This is a genomic window from Pseudomonas gingeri (assembly GCF_013386165.1).
In the GTDB taxonomy this organism is placed as follows: Bacteria; Pseudomonadota; Gammaproteobacteria; order Pseudomonadales; family Pseudomonadaceae; genus Aquipseudomonas; species Aquipseudomonas gingeri_C.
Genome location: NZ_JACAOS010000016.1, coordinates 102794 through 121804, shown reverse-complemented (window position 1 = coordinate 121804; position 19011 = coordinate 102794). Strand labels below are relative to the sequence as shown.

The window sequence follows — 19011 nt, the reverse complement described above, 5'->3', positions numbered from 1 at the left end:
TCAAGAAGCCACCGCGTCGGTTATCACGCTGAGCAAGCCGAGGCGCGAGGCGCGATTGACGGCGCTCGTCACCGCCTTGAGCGAAGCCAGTAAACTACTGCCATCACGGGCGGCACCAAACAGCAATTGGTTATCCACACGAATCTCCACATAGGCCAGCGCTTCGGCCTGGGCTCCATCGCGAGTGGCGTGTTCGTGATAATCCGCGATATCGAAGTGAATGCCACGGTGCGCAAAAGCATCCACCAGCGCCGCCAGCGGGCCGTTGCCCTCGCCGCTCAAGTCGATCTTGCGCGTCCCGTGTTGAAGCGTCCCCTCGAGGTAGGTCACGTTACCTTCGGTCACCAACTTGGGCGGCAGCAAGGTGTAAGGTTTGCCCTGATCCAGATAATGCTGGGTGAAGCAGGCAAGGATCATATCGCCGCTGATCTCCTGGCCGCCTCCATCCGCTTCCTGCTGAACCAGGTTGCTGAACTCCATCTGCAAGCGGCGCGGCATCACGATGCCGTGTTGCTCCAGCAGATAGGCCACCCCGCCTTTGCCCGACTGGCTGTTGACGCGTATCACTGCCTCATAGCTGCGCCCCATATCGACGGGATCGATTGGCAGATAAGGCACTTCCCAAAAGCCCTGCGGGTTGGCCTGGCGTGCGGCGAAGCCCTTCTTGATCGCGTCCTGGTGCGACCCCGAAAAGGCGGTGAATACCAACTCGCCGGCATAGGGGTGACGTGGATGAGTGGGTAACTGGTTGCAGAACTCCACTTCGCGCTGCACATGGATGATGTCGGAGAAATCCAACTGCGGATCGATGCCGCTGGTGTAGAGATTCATCGCCAGGGTGAGGATATCGACGTTGCCGGTGCGCTCGCCGTTACCGAACAGCGTGCCCTCTACCCGCTCGGCACCCGCCAGGCACGCCTGCTCGGCGGTGGCAACCCCGGTGCCCCGATCATTGTGCGGGTGAACACTGATGACGACGCTGTCACGCCGACTGAAATGCCGACCGAACCACTCGATCTGATCGGCAAACACATTAGCGGTGGAGACTTCCACGGTCGTCGGCAGGTTCAGGATCATCTTGTTGGACGGGCTCGGCTCGAAGGCGTCCGTCACTGCTTCACAGATTTCCAGGGCGAAATCCAGCTCAGTAAAGCAAAAGGTTTCCGGGGAATATTGGAACGTCCATTGCGTACCGGAGTTGGCCTCCATATGCCCCTTGATTTCCCGAGTCGCCTGGGTGGCAATCTCGATGCAACCCGCACGGTCCACATTAAACACAACATCCCGGAACACCGGAGCCGTCGCGTTGTAAACGTGCACGATAGCGCGGGGAGCCCCCTTCAATGCTTCAAAGGTGCGCTCGATGAGATGACTGCGCGCTTGCGTCATGACCTGGATCGTCACGTCGTCGGGAATCGCGCCACTCTCAATGAGTTCACGAATATAGTCGAAATCGGTTTGCGAAGCCGCGGGAAAGCCCACTTCGATTTCCTTGAAACCGACCTTGACCAACAGCTCGAAAAAACGCCGCTTACGCTCAGCGTTCATTGGCTCGATCAACGCCTGATTGCCGTCGCGCATATCCACACTGCACCAGGTTGGCGCGACTGCCTGGACCTTATCGGGCCATGTACGGTCCGGCAGGTTGACCGTGGTGAAGTGTCGATATTTGCTGGAAGGATCCTTGAGCATCATGGCGTTTCTCCTTTTTAGAACAGTTCGTCTGTGGCCAGGCACACGGGCTTGGCGCCACCGGACATTGGATCCAATACTAGCCGAACACAGTTTGATACAAATTGCTTTGTTGAGGCCGCCAGAGGAAAAAAAACACAAAAACAGCCAATTTTTCTGAATTATTGGTGTTTTATGGCGGGCGATGGCGAGGCTGCACGATTTTAGATCTTGAAAAGATCGACTTGAGGGGGTTACTTCAGTGACCCGCGCGCGCCAGGGGTAGGGACGGTCCGAAGTCGCCATGTGCTTCTGGCCGGCTTCGACCACCGCTGATGTTGAAAGTGGCGAGTCGATTCCAAACGCTCAGATCACTCACTCATTCCTGTCTTTTTAGCCGCTGCGGGCACCTCGCAGCGGCGACTCTCCCAATTAGGGGCGAACCTCTCCTGCATTGCTCAGTAAATGCAGGCCGGCCATCCACGGATTTGACAGCGTAAACAGCGTCACCAACTGCGAATACCGTAGGTCTTCGTCGGGTGGCGCATGCCTTATTTCACTGGCCGCTTTGGGTGGATGAGACTCAAGGGTACAACCCCCCCTCCATCCGTTTTTAAAAAGCGGCGCTCCGTGAACAGTTTTCATTACTGACCGCATGAGTAACAACTTCAAACTAAAACAAGACTTCCAGAAAGAACATCTATACCGTCTTCAAGATCAAGGTAGTCGGCAGCAAAAGCAGCCCCCCCCACCGTCATGAAAATATACGTCAAAGGGACAGGTAGCTTTACAGCATTAGGCTCAAACAAAACCTCTGTTTGAAGGAAACTCACAATATGCCGTGCCAGGGAGAGCTCATCAAACTCGCCTGCTGACTCACTCCAGCTCAAGAAAGCAGCCCAACGAAAACCCTCTGAATAATCAGTACAGTGCAAGAAAAAATTGCACTCTTGATTGGGGCGATCCACAGCACTGACTTTGCAATCAAAAAATGCGTCAAAGCATTTTAAAATATCAGATTCGTCGACATTTTTTTTAATTAAAAAATCCAATGCCTTTGTCATTTCCCACCTCCGCCACCCGATACATCTAACAGCTTGGACACCACGGCAGCTTCTTCGGAAGTCATACCACCGCTTCGAACAACGAACCCCATATAATTCTCTGCACCCGCTCGGCCTTTTCTTTTGCCCTCAATCAAAACCTTATATTGCTGAGAGGTTAAATTCACTGTACCAGGCCCACCAACCGGATGAATTGAATGTTCATGCAACCCATAAATTCGCCCTGATGACGTTTTAAATTTGTCCCCAGTCCGAATACTTTCCCCATGAAGGTGAATTTCCTTCAAATCCTTCAGCACAACCTCACGAGGAACGGTATACATCGTATTACCGGCAGCTTTCGCGGTTGTCACCTTGTTCACAAAATGGCGCTGACTCAACGTCAAATGCGACCAGTCCCTCAGCACAGTTGCGACTAACGCGGCCTTGGGAAGCTCTTTCGGCCGCTCAATCTCGACAATCTGCGCCCCAGCGCCCTTCCCTTCAACCCGTCCCGCCTTTTTGATTCTAGCGTTCCTGAGGCTTTGGCCGAGCCTCTTCACCCCACTGCCCAGACGTTGCGTCAATGCCAGATTGCGTACCGACGCCGCACCTTTCGCCGCCGCGCCAGCACCACCGGTATACATGACCAGCAGCGCAATCAAGGCAATCTCGAAAACCACCGCGCCGCTGAACTCGGCAATCTCCTCGCGGTTCTGGGCCTTCACATAGTCAACGACAAATCGCGCCAGCAGCTCCCGACTTGGCCCGTCCGCCATGACAAAGCATGCCGTTTCATAGATGTCAGCCAGTTGCTCACGGCTAATCTTGCTTGGGTCAAAGCCCAGCGCCTCTACCAGTTCGCGGTGCTGCTCCCGGGAAAAGTTGTCGCGAAAGGAAGCCATCCAACTGCCGCCATTGGAGGCGTCAGCATTCCAGGCAGCCGCCACCACATTGGAAAAGGTAACGAAGGGATTGATCAGGTCGCCATATTCCTTAAAGCTTTTGACCAATCCCCAAGCGCCATAAAGCGCCCCTTTCCCAATCGCCAGATGGGTATAAAACGCGTTGGCGACAAAACCGCGCTGATCCTGAATAGCCTGCAGCGCCGCTGCTTCGGCACGCTCCGCATCGAGAATCGCCTCCAACGCAGCCTGCACCTCAGCCCGGTGGCGAAGCACCGGCTCTTCGGCGTCGAAATCCGCCAGCATCTGCGCCTGATAAGGCCCGTCGGGAATGCTGCCGACAAATCGGCTGTACTCATCCAGCCGGGTCCGAATCGGCGCGCCATTGGCCGGCATCAGTACACAGGGCAGATCACAACCCAAACCTTCACCGTTATCCCAGATGAACTTCAAACCGATATGGCAGGTGCTGGGCGCTACTTCGTACTCTGTGGTTCGCCGCGCATGGCTGTAGAAATCGCCGTCATAGGGCGGCAGTGGCATCGCACGGCGTTCAGGATTGCGCGGCGGCAAAGGAATACATGGGCCTGGCGTGGGCGAGTAATTACCCCTGGAATCGTAATGGCCCACGGTTAACGAGATCCCTGTTTCAACGCTCGACCACTCCTTGAAAGGGACCGACGGAAATAGAAAATCAAGTGTTCGGCCCTGCTGCCGAAGCTTACGTGGGGGGTCGACAGGACGTGACCGCATTGAATGTCAGGAAAATCATCACTATCCGTAGGCACTAGACCTATCAGTGAAGAATGATCACCCGGAGTCCCATGAAGAACCGAGCCATTCAGGCCTGCTCAACAAGCAGGCAGCCCCTCGACGTTACCGCTACACTCGCGCCGAGTGATTGCCGAGGTGCTCCTTACGTGCCCAGTCCCGCCCTCTCCACACCCGCCGCACTCGGCGCCGGCTGCCCCGGCTCCGGGTTGCTCCCGGTATCCGGTTGACGGAGCTCCAGCACATGACCCTGCACATCCCCACCCTGCTCATCGTCTCGGTCTTCATCTTTTGCCTGATGGGGCTACTGACCCTGCACGCCTGGAGCCGCGAAACCCGAGAGCGGCCCCTCGCCTACCTGGGCAGCATGATGTTGTTGGCCTCCCTGGGCGTGCTGCTGGTGAGCCTGCGCGGCGTGGGCATCGATTTTGTACCGCTGGTGTTGGGCAATGTCGTGCTGCTGCTGAGCGCGGCGATGAACTGGACGGCGATGCGGGTGTTTGTCGGGCGAACACCCTCGATGCTCGGCATCCTGGGCGGCTCGGGGATCTGGCTGATCTTGTGCCTGATACCAGCCTTCATGGGCTCGCTGGCCGCACGGGTGAGCGCCTACTCGCTGCTGGCCGCCAGTTACGGAATCATGACCGTGCTGGAGTTCTGGCGCAGTCGCAAGAGCCTGGAAGTGTCTTATTCACCGGCGCTGATCCTGACCATACTGCACACAATCTTTTACTGCGTACGGGCCTTTTCCGATAAAGGCCTGCATCTGGACCAGGCACTGACCGGTGCGGGTGATGGCGTGCCGTTTTTCTCATTCATGCTGTTCGAGTCCATGTTGTACGTGATCGGCATCGCCTACGTGACCCTGGCCATGGTCAAGGAGCGGGCCGAACTGCGGCTCAAGGCGGCGGCCTACAGCGATGCGTTGACGGGTATCGGCAACCGCCGGGCCTTTATGGTCCATGGCGGACAGCTGCTCGAAGAGTGCCAACATCGCGCGAGCCTGGCGGCGATGCTGCTCTGCGACCTGGACCACTTCAAACGACTGAACGACACCTTTGGCCACGCCATGGGCGATCAGGCGTTGATTGCGTTCGGCCGGGTATTGGCCCAGGCCCTGCGCAAGAAGGATGTGTTCGGGCGCATCGGTGGGGAAGAGTTTGCCTGTTTGCTGGTGGACACCGATGAGGCCGAGGCCGTGGAAGTGGCGGAGAAGATTCGGAGCGGGTTTGCCGGGTTGACGCTGCTGGAGCCGGGAATGCTCAGCGTGAGTATCGGCGTGGTGACCACCCGTGAAGTCGGGTACGAACTGACGCGCTTGCTGTCGGTGGCGGATGAGGCGCTGTATGGAGCCAAGGGCAATGGACGCAACCGGGTGGAATTGGTGCTGGGCCTGAGCCCGGTTTTCGAGGTTCAGTAACCCGCTGGTCGTCAAGCGCAACGCACCACCAAGCGCTGTCCCGCCACCGTCGCCTGCATTGCGCCCACCTGCGCCGAGCCCAGCAGGCAATCGGCAATCGCCGGCTCCAACTCGACCCGCACCCTGCGCACCAACGCCCGGGCACCGAAGCGTGGATCATGTTCACGCATCAGCCAGCCACGGGCCAGTTCGTCCACCGCCAGTTGTCGATGGGGTCCCAGGCGCTGATTGAGTTTGGCCAACTCGATATTCAACAGCGCATCCAGCCAACGCCCTTCGATGCGTTCAAACACCAGGATACGGTCGATACGGTTGAGAAACTCCGGCTCGAAACGGCTGTGCAGCGCCCGCTCCAGCAGGTGTGTCTCGGACTCGGCGAAGACGGCCAGCAAGCGCCTCCAGCCGTCGCTCAACCGCTGCCGTCGAGCATTGGCCTGTCGTGCACCGATATTGCTGGTCATGAAGATCAGGCTGTTCCGGAAATCCAGGGTACGACTGCCGCCGGCCAGGCTCAGGCGACCGCTTTCCAGAATCCCTAGCAGGCTGCGCAGCACTTCGTCACTGGCCTTTTCCAGTTCATCGAACAGGACAATACCCGGACGACTGTAGGTACCCTCGATCAACGCGCTGTCGAACAGGCTGACGCCTTCCTTGCTGCCCACATAGCCCGGCGGCGCCCCAGTCAGCGCCGCCGCGTAATGTTCCTGGGCCAGGGTCTGCATATCGATGCGGCACAGCGCATCGGCACGGCCATGAATGGCCTGGGCCAGCAGGCGAACGATCTCGGTCTTGCCGACGCCGGTCGGGCCCATGAACAGGTTGACGCCCAACGGTCGCTCGCGATCACCGATGTCCGCCTTGAGTACCTTGAGCTGCGCCTCGACCGCCGCCAACGCCACGTCCTGACCGACGATGCGCTGGCGCAGCAGCGCCATCACCTGCGCCGGTTCGAAGGTGAAACGCGAGGTCAGCTGGTGCACCTCGGGCTGTCCCGACGCAGGGACCTGCTGGATCGATGACATGCCTCAGCCCGCAGTCTTTTCTTTGCCACCATGGGGCAATTGCCCCACCGGGCAGTCCGCCACGCCGACCGTGCGCCGGGTGATGTTCTCGACATTCTCCCGGGCCTTCTCGGCATCGAGCACCCAGGTGCGGTAGAACTCGAACGGACAGTCGGCGATGCCCTTGTCGCCATCGCCAGAATCATAGATACCGGTGTAGCCACGGTGCAGCAGCTTGAACAGGTGGTTCTGCGACTGATCGTTGGCCCGTGCATCGCGGATCTGCGAGATCGACAACTGGGCGTACTGGATGCCCATCTCCTCCTCGCCACACTCACCCAGGGTCCGGCCATCGAAGCCGATGATCGCCGAGTGTCCGAAGTACGAATACACACCGTCGAAGCCGGCGGCGTTGGCCACCGCGACATAGCAATTATTGGCCCAGGCCATGCTCTTGGACATCTGCACCTGCTGTTCCTTGGCCGGGTACATATAGCCCTGGCAGCGGACAATCAGCTCCGCGCCCTTCATCGCGCAATCGCGCCAGATCTCCGGGTAGTTGCCGTCGTCGCAGATGATCAGGCTGACCTTCATGCCCTTGGGCCCGTCGCAGACATAGGTGCGATCCCCCGGGTACCAGCCTTCGATGGGGCACCAGGGGATGCACTTGCGATAGCGCTGGACAATCTGGCCCTGGTTATCAATCAGCACCAGGGTGTTGTAGGGCGCCTTGTGCGGATGTTCCTCGTGGCGCTCGCCGGTCAGGGAAAACACGCCCCAGGTATTGGCCTCGCGACAGGCCGCAGAAAAGATCGCGGTCTCTTCGCCGGGAATGGTTGCGGCGGTGGCCATCATCTCGTCATGGTCATAGAGGATGCCCATGGTGCTGTACTCGGGAAACACCACCAGGTCCATGCCCGGCAGTCCCTGCTTGATGCCCTTGATCACTTCGGCAATCTTGCGGGCATTGTCGATGACCTCGGCCTTGCTGTGCAGGCGCGGCATCTTGTAGTTCACGACAGCAACACCGACGGTATCCGGGCTGCTGGAAATATCGCCATGGCGCATGAAAAAACCCTCTGTCAGTGACTGATCATCCAGGGCCGTGGCCCGGTCTTGCTCTTGAGTCCCAGGGGATTGGCCTTGGTCGGCACTACCGGTTTGTTCGGCGAGCAGCAACCGCAGCCCTTGGGGTGGCGCCGCTGCTGGTACTCGGCGACGGTCTGCGGCGCATGAGCACTGCGCTCGTTGGTCGCGATAGCCTGGCGCTGACTGCTCGACAGGCAGTTCAAGGCCGGCGCCGACAGCTGCAAGCCGCCGCCAGCACCGCCGCAATAGGGGCACTGGCAGGGCTCATGGCGCTGGTTCATCGGCCGTAGCATGGTGAAGGTGCCGCAAGCCTGGCATTGGTATTCGTAAGTCGGCATCGTGGGGCCTCCCGGAAGGTTGATGGCGCCTTACAGATCGTGGGCGATAGGCAGGTCGATACTGCCATCCAGGTGCTTGGTCGGACCGTTGGCATTGGGGTTGATATCGAACTCGAAGATCTCGGTCGGCAGCCACAGGGTTGCGCAGGCGTTGGGAATGTCGACCACGCCGCTGATATGTCCCTGCACCGGAGCCGAGCCGAGCAAGGCGTAACCCTGGGCCGGGGAATAGCCGAACTTGGTCAGGTAGTTGATCGCATTGAGGCAGGCCTGGCGGTAGGCGACGTTGACGTCCAGGTAGTGCTGCTGGCCGCTCTCGTCCACCGAGATGCCTTCGAAGATCAGGTAGTTCTTGTAGTTCGGGGTGATCGGGCTTGGCTTGAACACCGGGTTCTTGATCCCGTATTTGGCCATGCCGCCCTTGATCAGCTCGACCTTCATGTGCACCCAGCCGGCCATCTCGATGGCACCGCAAAAGGTGATCTCGCCATCGCCCTGGCTGAAGTGCAGATCGCCCACCGACAAGCCGGCGCCGTTGACGTAGACCGGGAAGAAAATCTTCGAGCCGCGGGACAGGTCCTTGATATCGCAGTTACCGCCATGCTCGCGTGGCGGCACGGTGCGCGCGCCGGTGGCGGCGGCGTCATCCCGGGCCTGACCTTTGAGCCGGCCCATGTGTGCGGTGGCGGCCAGGGGGGCGTTGGCCAAGGGTGGAACGCGGGTCGGGTTGGTGTCGATCAGTTCCTGTTCGCGGCGGTTCCAGTCGGCGAGCATCACCGGGTCCGGCAGGCAACCGATCAGGCCGGGGTGGATCAGGCCAGCGAAGTTGACCCCGGGGATGTGCCGCGAGCTGGTGAACATGCCCTTGAAATCCCAGATGGCTTTCTGCGCGCTGGGGAAGTGGTCGGTCAGGAAGCCACCGCCGTTCTGCCGCGAGAAGAAACCGTTGAAGCCCCACTGGGACTCGGCCTTGGCGCCGATGTCCAGCAGATCGACCACCAGCAGGTCGCCGGGTTCGGCGCCGTGCACGCCCACCGGGCCGGAGAGGTAGTGCACGGTGGAGAGGTCGACATCGCGCACGTCAGACGCGTCATCGTTGTTCTTGATCGCGCCGGCGGTCCAGTCGTAGGTTTCGAGAATGAAGTCATCCCCCGGCTTGACCCAGCAGGCCATCGGAATGTCCGGATGCCAGCGGTTGTGGATCTGCTCGTTCTCGGTGGCGGGCTGGTTGAGGTCGACTTTGATCAAGGTATCGGTCATGGCAAAGCTCCTGGACAGTAGGGGTATGCAGCGTGGAGTCAGTCTCGAATGGCAGCGCGAATCGGCCAATACGTCGGATGACGTACCCCTTCAAACGGAGAGGTAACGGCTGATGGTGGCCTCGTCGACCTTGTCGCGAGTCTCCTCGATAACGAAGCGGCCCTTCTCGATCACCAGGAAGCGATCGGCGATTTCCAGGGTGAACGACAGCACCTGCTCGGAGACCACGATGGTCAAATCCCGCAGGGTGCGAATCTCCTTAAGGGTCCGGGCGATGTCCTTGATGATCGACGGCTGGATGCCCTCGGTGGGCTCATCCAGCAACAACACCTTGGGATTGGTCGCCAGCGCCCGGGCAATCGCCAGTTGCTGCTGTTGCCCGCCCGAGAGGTTGCCGCCCTTGCGCGAACGCATGTCGTGGAGCACCGGGAACAACGCATAAAGGTCTTCCGGCACCAACCCCCGGGCCGAGGCCGGCAAGCCGGTCTGGATATTTTCCAGCACCGTCATGCTGGGAAAAATCATCCGCCCCTGGGGCACATAGGCGATGCCGTGCTCGACCCGCTCGTGGGTCTCCAGCTTCGACACCTCGTGACCATCGACACTGACCTGGCCGCCCCACTGCGGAAGAATGCCCATCAGGCTCTTGAACAGCGTGGTCTTGCCCATGCCGTTGCGCCCCATCACGGCGACGATTTCCTGCTTGGCCACCACCAGGTCGAGGTCGTGGAGAATCTGGCTCTGGCCGTAACCACAGGACAGCTTGTTGACGTTGAACATGCCTGCTTCCTCAATGGCCCAGATAGACTTCGATGACTTTCGGATTGTTCTGCACCGACTCCATGCTGCCCTCGGCCAGCACCTTGCCCTGGTGCAACACGGTGACCTTGTGGGCGATGCTCTTGACGAACTCCATGTCGTGCTCGATCACCAACACCGAACGGCCCTGGCTGATGCGCTTGAGCAATTCGGCGGTCTGCACCCGCTCGTTGACGCTCATCCCGGCGACGGGCTCATCGAGCATCAGCAGGTCGGGGTTCTGCATCAGCAGCATGCCGATCTCCAGCCACTGCTTCTGGCCGTGGGACAGCAGGTCGGCCTGTTGCTCCAGCAACTCACCGAGAAAGATCTCCCGGGCCACCTCTTCCACCCGGGCAATCACCGCGGCGCTGCGTTTGAAGAACAACGCGCCGAACACCTTGCGCCCCTCCGGATAGGACATCTCCAGGTTCTCGAACACCGTGAGGTTTTCGTAGATCGACGGGTTCTGGAATTTGCGCCCGACACCGGCGCGGACGATGTTGTACTCGTGCATCTTGGTCAGTTCCTTCCCGTCGAACTGGATGCTGCCGCTGGTGGCGCGGGTCTTGCCGCAGATCAGGTCGAGCACCGTGGTCTTGCCGGCGCCGTTGGGTCCGATCACCACCCGCACTTCATTGCGGTCGATATACAAATTGAGGTTGTCCACCGCCTTGAAACCGTCGAAGGACACCGTCAGCCCTTCGATGGCCAGCACCGGCTTGTTCATTTGAAAACCGATGGCGGTCATGGCTGCGTCTCCAGGGAAGGACGTTCAGGGGCCGGGGCTTTCGGTTCGCTACGCACGGTCTGCGGCAACGACGCGGCCACCGGCAATGAGCGAGGAGAACGCCGCAGCCATCGAGCCAGCGCCTGGCGACCATGACTCTCCCAAAGCCCGGCCAGACCATTGGGGAAGTACATGACCACGGCAATGAACAGCCCGCCCATCAGGTACAACCACAGCTCGGGCAAGGATTCGGAGAAATAGGTCTTGCCGTAGTTCACCAGCAAGGCCCCGTACACCGCGCCGAGCAGCGACATGCGCCCGCCGACCGCGGTAAAGATCACCATCTCGATGGACGGCACGATGCCAACGAACGTGGGCGACATAAAGCCCACCTGCAAGGCGAACATCGCCCCGCCAATGGCCGAGAAAGCGGCGGCCATGCAGAACACGAAGATCTTGAACGTGGCCACGTCATAACCGGAGAAACGCACGCGCTCCTCCTTGTCGCGCATCGCCATCAGCAGCCGTCCCAGCTTGGACGCGAGGACAAAACGACCGATAAAAATGCAGCCAAACAGCAACGCCGCATTGATGAAATACAGCACCAGCTTGGCGCTGTCGGTGCGCAGGTCCCAGCCGAGCAACGTCTTGAGGTCGGTGATGCCATTGACCCCACCGCTCAAGCCCTGCTGGCCGACGATCAGTACCGTGAGAATCAGCGCGATGGCCTGGGTGACGATGGAGAAATACACATCCCCGACCCGTCGTTTGAACAGCGCCATGCCGATGATAAAAGCCAGCAGCACCGGCACCACGATCACCGCCAACAGCGTGAAGCTGAAACTATGGAACGGCATCCAGAGCCAGGGCAATTCGGTGATCTGGTTCCAGTCCATGAAGTCCGGAATCCCCGGTGTGGTCTGGATCTTGGTGCTGATCGGGTCGGAGGCTTCGAGCTTGAGAAACATCGCCATGCAGTAGCCGCCCACCCCGAAAAACACCCCCTGCCCCAGGCTGAGAATGCCGCCATAACCCCAGCACAACACCAGGCCGACGGCGACGAAGGCGTAGGTCAGGTACTTGCCGACCATGTTCAGGCGGAAGGCATCCAGGGTCAGCGGGAACACCACGAAAATCAGCAGCGCCAACAGCGCTATACCGAGCAGGTTCGGCTTGCCTGCCAGCATCTTGTCTAGAACGTTCATCGGCTCGCCTCTACTTGCGCACTTTGATGGAGAACAGCCCTTGGGGGCGCAACATCAGGATCAGGATGACCCCGGACAGGGTCAGCACCTTGGCCATCGAGCCACTGAGGAAAAACTCCGAGATCGATTGGGTCTGGGCAATCACGAACGCGGACGCGATGGTGCCGAACAGGCTTTGCGCACCGCCGAAAACCACCACCAGGAAGGTGTCGACGATGTACTGCGAGCCGGCGGTGGGCCCGGTGGAACCGATGGTGGTAAAGGCCGCTCCCGCCACTCCGGCCACGCCGCAGCCGAGGGCAAAGGTCATGCGGTCGACCTTGCGGGTGTTGATGCCCACGGCCCGGCTCATCAAGCGGTTCTGCACCGTGGCGCGAACATGCAGGCCCCAGCGCGAACGGTAGAGCAGGACAAAAATGCCCGCCGTCAGCAGCAAGGTCAGGGCCATCATGAACAGGCCGTTGCGCGGGATCTCGATGGCGTCCGTGAGGTTGAACGAACCCATCAGCCACTCCGGCGGCACGGCGCTGACTTCACGGGCGCCGAACACCGAACGGAAGGTCTGCTGCATGACCAGGGACAAACCCCAGGTCGCCAGCAGCGTGTCCAGCGGACGCTTGTAGAGTCGGCTGATCATCGCCCACTCCACCAGCCAGCCGATGGCACCGGCGATGAGAAACGACAGGGCGATAGCGAAGAAAAAATAGTAGGGCTGGAACGCCGGGGCGAAATGGCTGGTCAGGCTCGAACAGACATAGGTGGTGTAGGCACCGATGGTGAGGAACTCGCCGTGGGCCATATTGATGACCCCCATTTGCCCGAAGATGATCGCCAGCCCCAGTGCCATCAACAGCAGCACGCAGAACACGGACAAGCCGTTGAACCCCTGCATGGCCGCGATGGCACCAAATTCCGATAGCCATTCCATGATGATGGTCTCCTGCTGGGAGGTAGAAATAAAAAACCGCATCCCCGGCAAACCAGCCCCCTGTAGGAGCCAGCTTGCTGGCGATAAGGCCCGAAAGCCTTGCAGCGCCTGATCGGCCGTCATCGCCGGCAAGCCAGCTCCTACAAATAGGGGCTCCACAACAGAGGTTTCGTCGTACCTGGCCTCTGTAGGAGCCGGCTTGCCGGCGATAGGGCCCGAAGGTTATTGGTAGCCTTTAGGGAACGGATTCGGCTCGATCAAACCGGACTCGTACACCACCTTGAACTGGCCGTTGGGCTGCACTTCACCGATGCGGGTCTTGCTCCACAGGTGATGGTTTTCGTGCACTTTCACGTAGCCTTCAGGCGCGGTTTTCAGCTCGATACCTGGCGAGGCGGCGACCACTTTGTCGACATCGAAACTGCCGGCCTTCTCCACCGCGGCTTTCCACAACCATGGACCGAGATAGGCCGCCTGGGTCACGTCGCCGATTACCGAGTCCTTGCCGTACTTGGCCTTGAAGGCTTCGACGAAGGCTTTGTTGTTGGGGTTGTCCAGACTCTGGAAGTACTTCATCGAGGCATAGAAGCCGGCCATGTTCTCGCCGCCGATGCCCAACAGTTCGTCTTCGGTCACCGACAGGGTGAGCAGGGTCTGCTTGGAGGAATTGACGCCCGCCGCATTGAGCTGCTTGTAGAAAGCCACGTTGGAACCACCGACCACGGCGGCGAAGACCACGTCAGGTTTCTTCAGCTTGACCTTGTTGATCAGCGAACCGAACTGGGTGTTGCCCAGCGGGTAGTAGTCTTCGCCGACCACCGTGCCGTGCAGCACGTTCTCGATATGTTTGCGGGCGATCTTCATAGAAGTGCGTGGCCAGATGTAGTCCGAACCCACCAGGTAGAACGTCTTGGCGCCCTTGGTCTTGGCGATCCAGTCGAGGCTGGCGAGGATCTGCTGGGTGGCTTCCTGGCCGGTGTAGATCACGTTCTTCGACTGCTCCAACCCTTCATAAAAAGTCGGGTAGTAGAGCAGGCCGTTTTCCTTCTCGAAGATCGGCAGCACGGCCTTGCGCGAGGCCGAGGTCCAGCAGCCGAACACCGTGGCTACCTTGTCGTTGACCAGCAGTTTCTTGGCCTTCTCGGCGAAGGTCGGCCAGTCGGAGGCGCCGTCTTCCTGGATCACCTTGATCTGCCGACCAAGGATGCCACCCGAAGCGTTGATCTGCTCGATGGCCAGGCGTTCGGCCTGGATCGAACCGGTTTCGGAAATCGCCATGGTGCCAGTGGCCGAGTGCAACTGGCCGACCGTGACTTCGGTCGGGGTCACGGCCAGGCCGGTGGTGTTGGCCTCGTCCGCCATGACGCCCTGGCTGAACACACTGGCGGCCAGTAACGACAGGGCCGCCGCTCCCAGCGCCAGACGGCGCGGCAACAGACCTTTGGTGCGGATCAATCGTGGTTCCATGCTGCTACTCCTCTGCGGTGGCGCTGCGGTTCGCCTCGGGGGCGGCCAGCAACGGTGATGGCATCAGCATGGCGGCGAGCGACCACGACCGGTATACGCAGCCTGACGTAAACGCATACGTCATTTGACGTAGGGAAAAACGCACCAAGGTGGCGCAGGCTAGCGCCCGAGGCCCGGCCCGCTTGGCGTTGCACAGAGACGCAGGCCAGCAGGCGCGAAGGCGGCCAAACGGCACGGGGCATGAAAATTGCTCACTTTTTCACCACACCACCCGCAGGCACGGAGCGCCTTGACCGCAGGAGTCTTCCACCGTGCTACCACCCGGCACCCAGCGCATCGCCAAGATCCGTCGCGACTACAACAGCTGGGTCGCCGACGAAACCATGGAAGACTACGCCCTGCGCTACACGCCGAAATCCTTTCGCAAGTGGTCGGAGCTGCGCATCGCCAACACCGCCCTGGGCGCGGTGTCGTTCCTTGCCCTGGAGGCGATCGGCGGGGTGCTGGCCCTGAGTTATGGTTTTACCAACACCTTCTGGGCGATTCTCGCGGTAAGCCTGGTGATCTTCTTCACCGGCCTGCCCATCAGCTACTACGCCGCCCGCTACGGCGTCGACATGGACCTGCTGACCCGTGGCGCCGGCTTCGGCTACATCGGCTCGACCATCACCTCGCTGATCTACGCCAGCTTCACCTTTCTGTTCTTCGCCCTCGAAGCGGCGATCATGGCCTTGGCCCTGGAGCTGTATTTCCATATCCCGCTGGCCTTCGCCTATGTGATCTGTTCCGTGCTGGTGATCCCGCTGGTGGCCTATGGGGTGACCCTGATCAGCCGCCTGCAACTCTGGACCCAGCCACTGTGGCTGGTGCTGCTGGTGCTGCCCTACCTGTTCGTGCTGGTGAAAAATCCCCAGGCGTTCAGCGACTGGACCAGCTTCCTGGGCCGCAGCTCCAGCGGCGGCGACTTCAATCTGCTGGAGTTTTGCGCCGCCTGCACCGTGGCCCTGTCGCTGGTTACGCAGATCGGCGAACAGGTCGACTACCTGCGCTTTCTGCCGGAAAAAACCGCAGCCAACCGCAAGCGCTGGTGGGCCGCCCTGCTCTGCGCCGGCCCCGGCTGGATCATTCCTGGTGCACTGAAGATGGCCGCCGGCGCCTTTCTGGCGTTTCTTGCCCTGCAACACGAAATCCCCATGGAGCGCGCCGCCGAACCGACCCAGATGTACCTGGTGGCCTTCCGTTATGTGTTCTCTTCGCCGGAGTGGGCCTTGGGCGCCATGGTGCTGTTCGTGTTCGTCTCGCAGATGAAGATCAACCTGACCAACGCCTACGCCGGCTCCCTGGCCTGGTCGAACTTCTTCGCCCGGGTCACCCACAGTCATCCGGGCCGGGTGGTGTGGCTGGTGTTCAATGTGGCGATTGCGCTGATGCTGATGGAGCTGGGGGTGTTCGATGTCATCGACCAGGTGCTCGGCCTCTACGCCAATATCGCCACGGCCTGGATCGGTTCGGTGGTCGCCGACCTGGTGATCAACAAGCCCTTGGGGCTGTCGCCGAAACACATCGAGTTCAAGCGCGCCCACCTCTACGACATCAACCCGGTGGGCGTCGGCTCGATGGTGATTGCCTCACTGCTGTCGATCCTCGCCCACTTCGGCCTGTTCGGTGCCCTGGCCCAGGCCGCGCCGCCCTTCGTCGCCCTCGGCACGGCGCTGATCATGGTGCCGCTGCTCGCCTGGGCCACCGGCAGCCGCTATTACATCGCCCGGACCAGCGACCCGTTGCTGTTGCGGCCGGTGGCACCGAGTACCCAGGTCACCTGCGGCTTGTGCAGCAACCCGTTCGAGGTCGCGGACCTAGCGTTCTGTCCCGCCTACAGCACGCCCATCTGCTCATTGTGCTGTTCGCTGGATGCGCGTTGCGGTGATCGCTGCAAACCCCAGGGACGCCTGTCCGCTCAGTTCGAGTCGCTGTTGCGCTGGCTGCTGCCCAACACCATGGTCCCGCGCCTGCATACCCGGTTGATGCATTACCTCGGTCTGCTGCTGGTGCTGATCCTGATGCTCAGCGCTGCCCTGGCGCTGATCTACGGCCAGGCCTCCCAGGGTCTGCCCCATTCGGCGACCCTCTACCAGGCGTTTTTCAAGGCGTTCCTGACCCTCTCGATGTTGGCGGCGATGCTCGCCTGGTGGATCGTCCTGACCCGCGAAAGCCGTCACGTGGCCCAGGAGGAATCGACCCGCCAGACCCAGTTGCTGATGCAGGAAATCGCCGCCCACCGCGTCACCGACCAGGCCTTGCAAGATGCCAAGGAAGCTTCCGAGGCGGCCAACGCGGCGAAGAGCCGCTACATCACCGGGCTGTCCCATGAACTGCGCACGCCGCTCAACAGCATCCTCGGTTTTACCCAGAACCTGCAGCGCGACGCGGCCATGCCCGAGCAGCACCAGGATGCCCTGGCGACCATCCTGCGCAGCGGCTCGCACCTGCTGTCGCTGATCGACGGCCTGCTCGACGTGGCCAAGATCGAGGCCGGCAAACTGCGTCTGGAACTGACGGAAATTCCCTTCCCGGAACTGATCCACGACCTGGAGCTGATGTTCACCCCACAAGCCCAGGAAAAAGGCCTGCGCTTTCGCCTGGAACTGATCGGCACCATGCCGGCGGTGGTGCGCGGCGACGAGAAACGCGTGCGGCAAATCCTCATCAACCTGCTGGGCAATGCGGTCAACTTCACTGATAGCGGCGAGGTTTGCCTGCGGGTCAATTACCGGCGCGAGACGGCGACCTTCGACATTATCGACACGGGCATCGGCATTGACCCCGAACATATCGAGCGGATCTTCCAGCCGTTCGAGCGCGGCGACCTGATGCGCCAGGACAAGGGCGTCGGCCTGGGCCTGACCATCACCCGCATGCTCACCTCGTTGATGGGCGGCGAATTGCAGGTCAAGAGTCAACAGGACAAGGGCACCTGCTTCCAGGTGCGGCTGTTTCTCTCCCAGGTCCGCGCGCCCCGAGCCGTGGTCCATGTCGAGCACGACATCATCGGCTACCAGGGACCACGGCGTCGGGTGCTGGTGGTGGACGATCATGTCGATCATCGCAAGGTGCTCAGCGGCATGCTCACGCCGCTGGGCTTCGAAGTGGTCCAGGCCAGCAACGGCCAGGACGCCATTCGCCAGGTGGCCTTGCTGAGGCCGGACCTGATCCTCATGGACCTGTCGATGCCGACCATGGATGGTTGGGAAACCAGCCGGCTGATCCGCCGTAACGCGCTGTCCACGGCGCCGATCATCGTCATCTCGGCCAATGCCTTCAACGACGAGCGCAGCCTGGCCAGCGCTTGCAACGACTACCTGGCCAAGCCGGTGCGCACCCCGGAGTTGCTGGAGCGGATTCAGAAACAACTCGACCTGCATTGGCTGCGCCGGGTGAAACCGACGCCCGCAGTAGTCCCCGAACCCTGGGTCCTGCCTTCGCACATGGACCTTGTTGCCCTCGGCGAACTCAGTGCCATCGGTTATGTCCGTGGTCTGCAGGAAAAGCTCGACATTATCCAGGCCGAGACGCCCGACACGGCGGCGTTTATCGGCTCGCTGCGCAAGCTGCTGAAGAACTTTCGCCTGGACGAAATCAACCGCGCCCTCAAGGAGGCCGAAGATGAATGCGCTGACCACAGTCGCTGAACCCGGTGTCGTGCTGATTGTGGACGACACCCCCGACAATCTCGCCCTGCTGTCCGACGCCCTCGATGAGGCCGGTTATATGGTGTTGGTGGCTCTCGATGGGTTGAGTGCGCTGAACCGGATTGAGCGTCGGCGCCCAGACCTGATCCTGCTGGACGCGATGATGCCGGGCCTGGATGGGTTTGAGACGTGTCGGCGGATCAAGGCTCAGCCGGAGAGTGCTGATATTCCGGTGCTGTTCATGACTGCGCTGACAGAGAGTCGGCATGTGGTTCAGGGCTTTGAAGTGGGTGGCTGTGACTATGTGACCAAGCCGATTCAGATCGATGAAGTGCTGGCGCGGGTGGCGGCGCATCTGCGGACTTCACGCATCCTGTTGTCGGCGCGGGCGGCGTCACAGCCAGTGGCGGCCTTGAGCCTGAATGATGAGCCGGCGAGCCAGGTGTTGTCGGCGCGCTTTCAACTGACGGGGCGTGAGGTTGAAGTGCTGCGTTGGGTGGCCTGCGGGAAGACCAATCGCGATATCGGCACCATTCTGGATCTGAGCCCGCGGACGGTGAACAAGCATTTGGAGCATGTGTATATCAAGCTGGGGGTGGAGACGCGTACGGCGGCGACTTCGGTGGTGCTGTCGGCGATGACGGAGCATCGGCGGGTGTAGGGCTCTGACAACAGTCATCCGGAGACCGAGGCCAG

At 60.7% G+C, this 19011-nt stretch carries 15 protein-coding genes; 3 read left to right on the top strand and 12 right to left on the bottom strand.

Annotation, left to right across the window (positions count from 1 at the left end; translation table 11 throughout):
- From leuA to HX866_RS16855, 3 genes are all read right to left on the bottom strand, one after another.
- Positions 1 to 1695 carry a 2-isopropylmalate synthase gene (gene leuA / locus HX866_RS16865; RefSeq protein WP_177140132.1) on the bottom strand — a complete coding sequence of 565 codons (1695 nt, stop codon included), beginning with the start codon at positions 1693 to 1695 and terminating at the stop codon, positions 1 to 3.
- Positions 1696 to 2339: 644 nt separating this feature from the next.
- The gene (locus HX866_RS16860) at positions 2340 to 2735 is read right to left on the bottom strand and encodes a hypothetical protein (protein WP_177140131.1); all 396 of its coding nucleotides are present in this window, start codon (positions 2733 to 2735) and stop codon (positions 2340 to 2342) included.
- Complete coding sequence (locus tag HX866_RS16855; RefSeq protein WP_177140130.1) at positions 2732 to 4249, bottom strand: hypothetical protein; 1518 nt, start codon at positions 4247 to 4249, stop codon at positions 2732 to 2734. The genes HX866_RS16860 and HX866_RS16855 overlap by 4 nt, the downstream gene beginning before the upstream one ends.
- 385 nt (positions 4250 to 4634) lie before the next feature.
- Here HX866_RS16855 and HX866_RS16850 point away from each other — a divergent pair, with 385 nt between their 5' ends.
- Positions 4635 to 5810 carry a GGDEF domain-containing protein gene (locus tag HX866_RS16850; RefSeq protein WP_177095731.1) on the top strand — a complete coding sequence of 392 codons (1176 nt, stop codon included), beginning with the start codon at positions 4635 to 4637 and terminating at the stop codon, positions 5808 to 5810.
- 11 nt (positions 5811 to 5821) lie between these two features.
- Here HX866_RS16850 and HX866_RS16845 read toward each other — a convergent pair whose 3' ends face one another.
- The 9 genes from HX866_RS16845 to urtA all read right to left on the bottom strand — a co-directional run bounded on the left by HX866_RS16845 (position 5822) and on the right by urtA (position 14626).
- Positions 5822 to 6745 (bottom strand): AAA family ATPase, encoded by a 924-nt coding sequence (locus tag HX866_RS16845; RefSeq protein WP_177096922.1) that lies wholly within the window; start codon positions 6743 to 6745, stop codon positions 5822 to 5824.
- Positions 6746 to 6835: 90 nt separating this feature from the next.
- Positions 6836 to 7879 (bottom strand): aliphatic amidase, encoded by a 1044-nt coding sequence (locus tag HX866_RS16840; RefSeq protein ID WP_177095729.1) that lies wholly within the window; start codon positions 7877 to 7879, stop codon positions 6836 to 6838.
- A 14-nt stretch (positions 7880 to 7893) separates the two neighbouring features.
- Complete coding sequence (locus tag HX866_RS16835; protein WP_177095727.1) at positions 7894 to 8238, bottom strand: FmdB family zinc ribbon protein; 345 nt, start codon at positions 8236 to 8238, stop codon at positions 7894 to 7896.
- Between the two features lie 30 nt (positions 8239 to 8268).
- Positions 8269 to 9498, bottom strand: coding sequence for a formamidase (gene fmdA, locus HX866_RS16830; RefSeq protein WP_177140129.1), 1230 nt, complete (start codon positions 9496 to 9498; stop codon positions 8269 to 8271).
- Between the two features lie 90 nt (positions 9499 to 9588).
- Positions 9589 to 10278, bottom strand: a complete 690-nt coding sequence (gene urtE / locus HX866_RS16825; RefSeq protein WP_177124402.1) for an urea ABC transporter ATP-binding subunit UrtE — start codon at positions 10276 to 10278, stop codon at positions 9589 to 9591.
- Positions 10279 to 10288: 10 nt separating this feature from the next.
- Positions 10289 to 11047 carry an urea ABC transporter ATP-binding protein UrtD gene (urtD, locus tag HX866_RS16820; protein ID WP_177095720.1) on the bottom strand — a complete coding sequence of 253 codons (759 nt, stop codon included), beginning with the start codon at positions 11045 to 11047 and terminating at the stop codon, positions 10289 to 10291.
- Complete coding sequence (gene urtC, locus HX866_RS16815; protein WP_177103276.1) at positions 11044 to 12231, bottom strand: urea ABC transporter permease subunit UrtC; 1188 nt, start codon at positions 12229 to 12231, stop codon at positions 11044 to 11046. Before urtC ends, urtD begins: the two co-directional genes overlap by 4 nt.
- 10 nt (positions 12232 to 12241) lie before the next feature.
- Positions 12242 to 13159 carry an urea ABC transporter permease subunit UrtB gene (gene urtB, locus HX866_RS16810; protein ID WP_177095716.1) on the bottom strand — a complete coding sequence of 306 codons (918 nt, stop codon included), beginning with the start codon at positions 13157 to 13159 and terminating at the stop codon, positions 12242 to 12244.
- Between the two features lie 222 nt (positions 13160 to 13381).
- Positions 13382 to 14626 (bottom strand): urea ABC transporter substrate-binding protein, encoded by a 1245-nt coding sequence (gene urtA, locus HX866_RS16805; RefSeq protein WP_177095714.1) that lies wholly within the window; start codon positions 14624 to 14626, stop codon positions 13382 to 13384.
- A gap of 311 nt (positions 14627 to 14937) precedes the next feature.
- Here urtA and HX866_RS16800 point away from each other — a divergent pair, with 311 nt between their 5' ends.
- Together HX866_RS16800 and HX866_RS16795 are read left to right on the top strand one after the other, a co-directional pair.
- The gene (locus HX866_RS16800; protein WP_177140128.1) at positions 14938 to 18315 is read left to right on the top strand and encodes an ATP-binding protein; all 3378 of its coding nucleotides are present in this window, start codon (positions 14938 to 14940) and stop codon (positions 18313 to 18315) included.
- Positions 18290 to 18976, top strand: coding sequence for a response regulator transcription factor (locus HX866_RS16795; protein WP_177095710.1), 687 nt, complete (start codon positions 18290 to 18292; stop codon positions 18974 to 18976). The genes HX866_RS16800 and HX866_RS16795 overlap by 26 nt, the downstream gene beginning before the upstream one ends.
- Positions 18977 to 19011 lie beyond the last annotated feature (35 nt).

Coding starts and splice junctions, on each gene's coding strand:
- leuA (WP_177140132.1), bottom strand. CDS start 1,695: ATGATGCTCAAGGATCCTTCCAGCAAATATCGACACTTCACCACGGTC.
- HX866_RS16860 (WP_177140131.1), bottom strand. CDS start 2,735: ATGACAAAGGCATTGGATTTTTTAATTAAAAAAAATGTCGACGAATCT.
- HX866_RS16850 (WP_177095731.1), top strand. CDS start 4,635: ATGACCCTGCACATCCCCACCCTGCTCATCGTCTCGGTCTTCATCTTT.
- HX866_RS16845 (WP_177096922.1), bottom strand. CDS start 6,745: ATGGCGCTGCTGCGCCAGCGCATCGTCGGTCAGGACGTGGCGTTGGCG.
- HX866_RS16840 (WP_177095729.1), bottom strand. CDS start 7,879: ATGCGCCATGGCGATATTTCCAGCAGCCCGGATACCGTCGGTGTTGCT.
- HX866_RS16835 (WP_177095727.1), bottom strand. CDS start 8,238: ATGCCGACTTACGAATACCAATGCCAGGCTTGCGGCACCTTCACCATG.
- fmdA (WP_177140129.1), bottom strand. CDS start 9,498: ATGACCGATACCTTGATCAAAGTCGACCTCAACCAGCCCGCCACCGAG.
- urtE (WP_177124402.1), bottom strand. CDS start 10,278: ATGTTCAACGTCAACAAGCTGTCCTGTGGTTACGGCCAGAGCCAGATT.
- urtD (WP_177095720.1), bottom strand. CDS start 11,047: ATGACCGCCATCGGTTTTCAAATGAACAAGCCGGTGCTGGCCATCGAA.
- urtC (WP_177103276.1), bottom strand. CDS start 12,231: ATGAACGTTCTAGACAAGATGCTGGCAGGCAAGCCGAACCTGCTCGGT.
- urtB (WP_177095716.1), bottom strand. CDS start 13,159: ATGGAATGGCTATCGGAATTTGGTGCCATCGCGGCCATGCAGGGGTTC.
- urtA (WP_177095714.1), bottom strand. CDS start 14,626: ATGGAACCACGATTGATCCGCACCAAAGGTCTGTTGCCGCGCCGTCTG.
- HX866_RS16795 (WP_177095710.1), top strand. CDS start 18,290: ATGAATGCGCTGACCACAGTCGCTGAACCCGGTGTCGTGCTGATTGTG.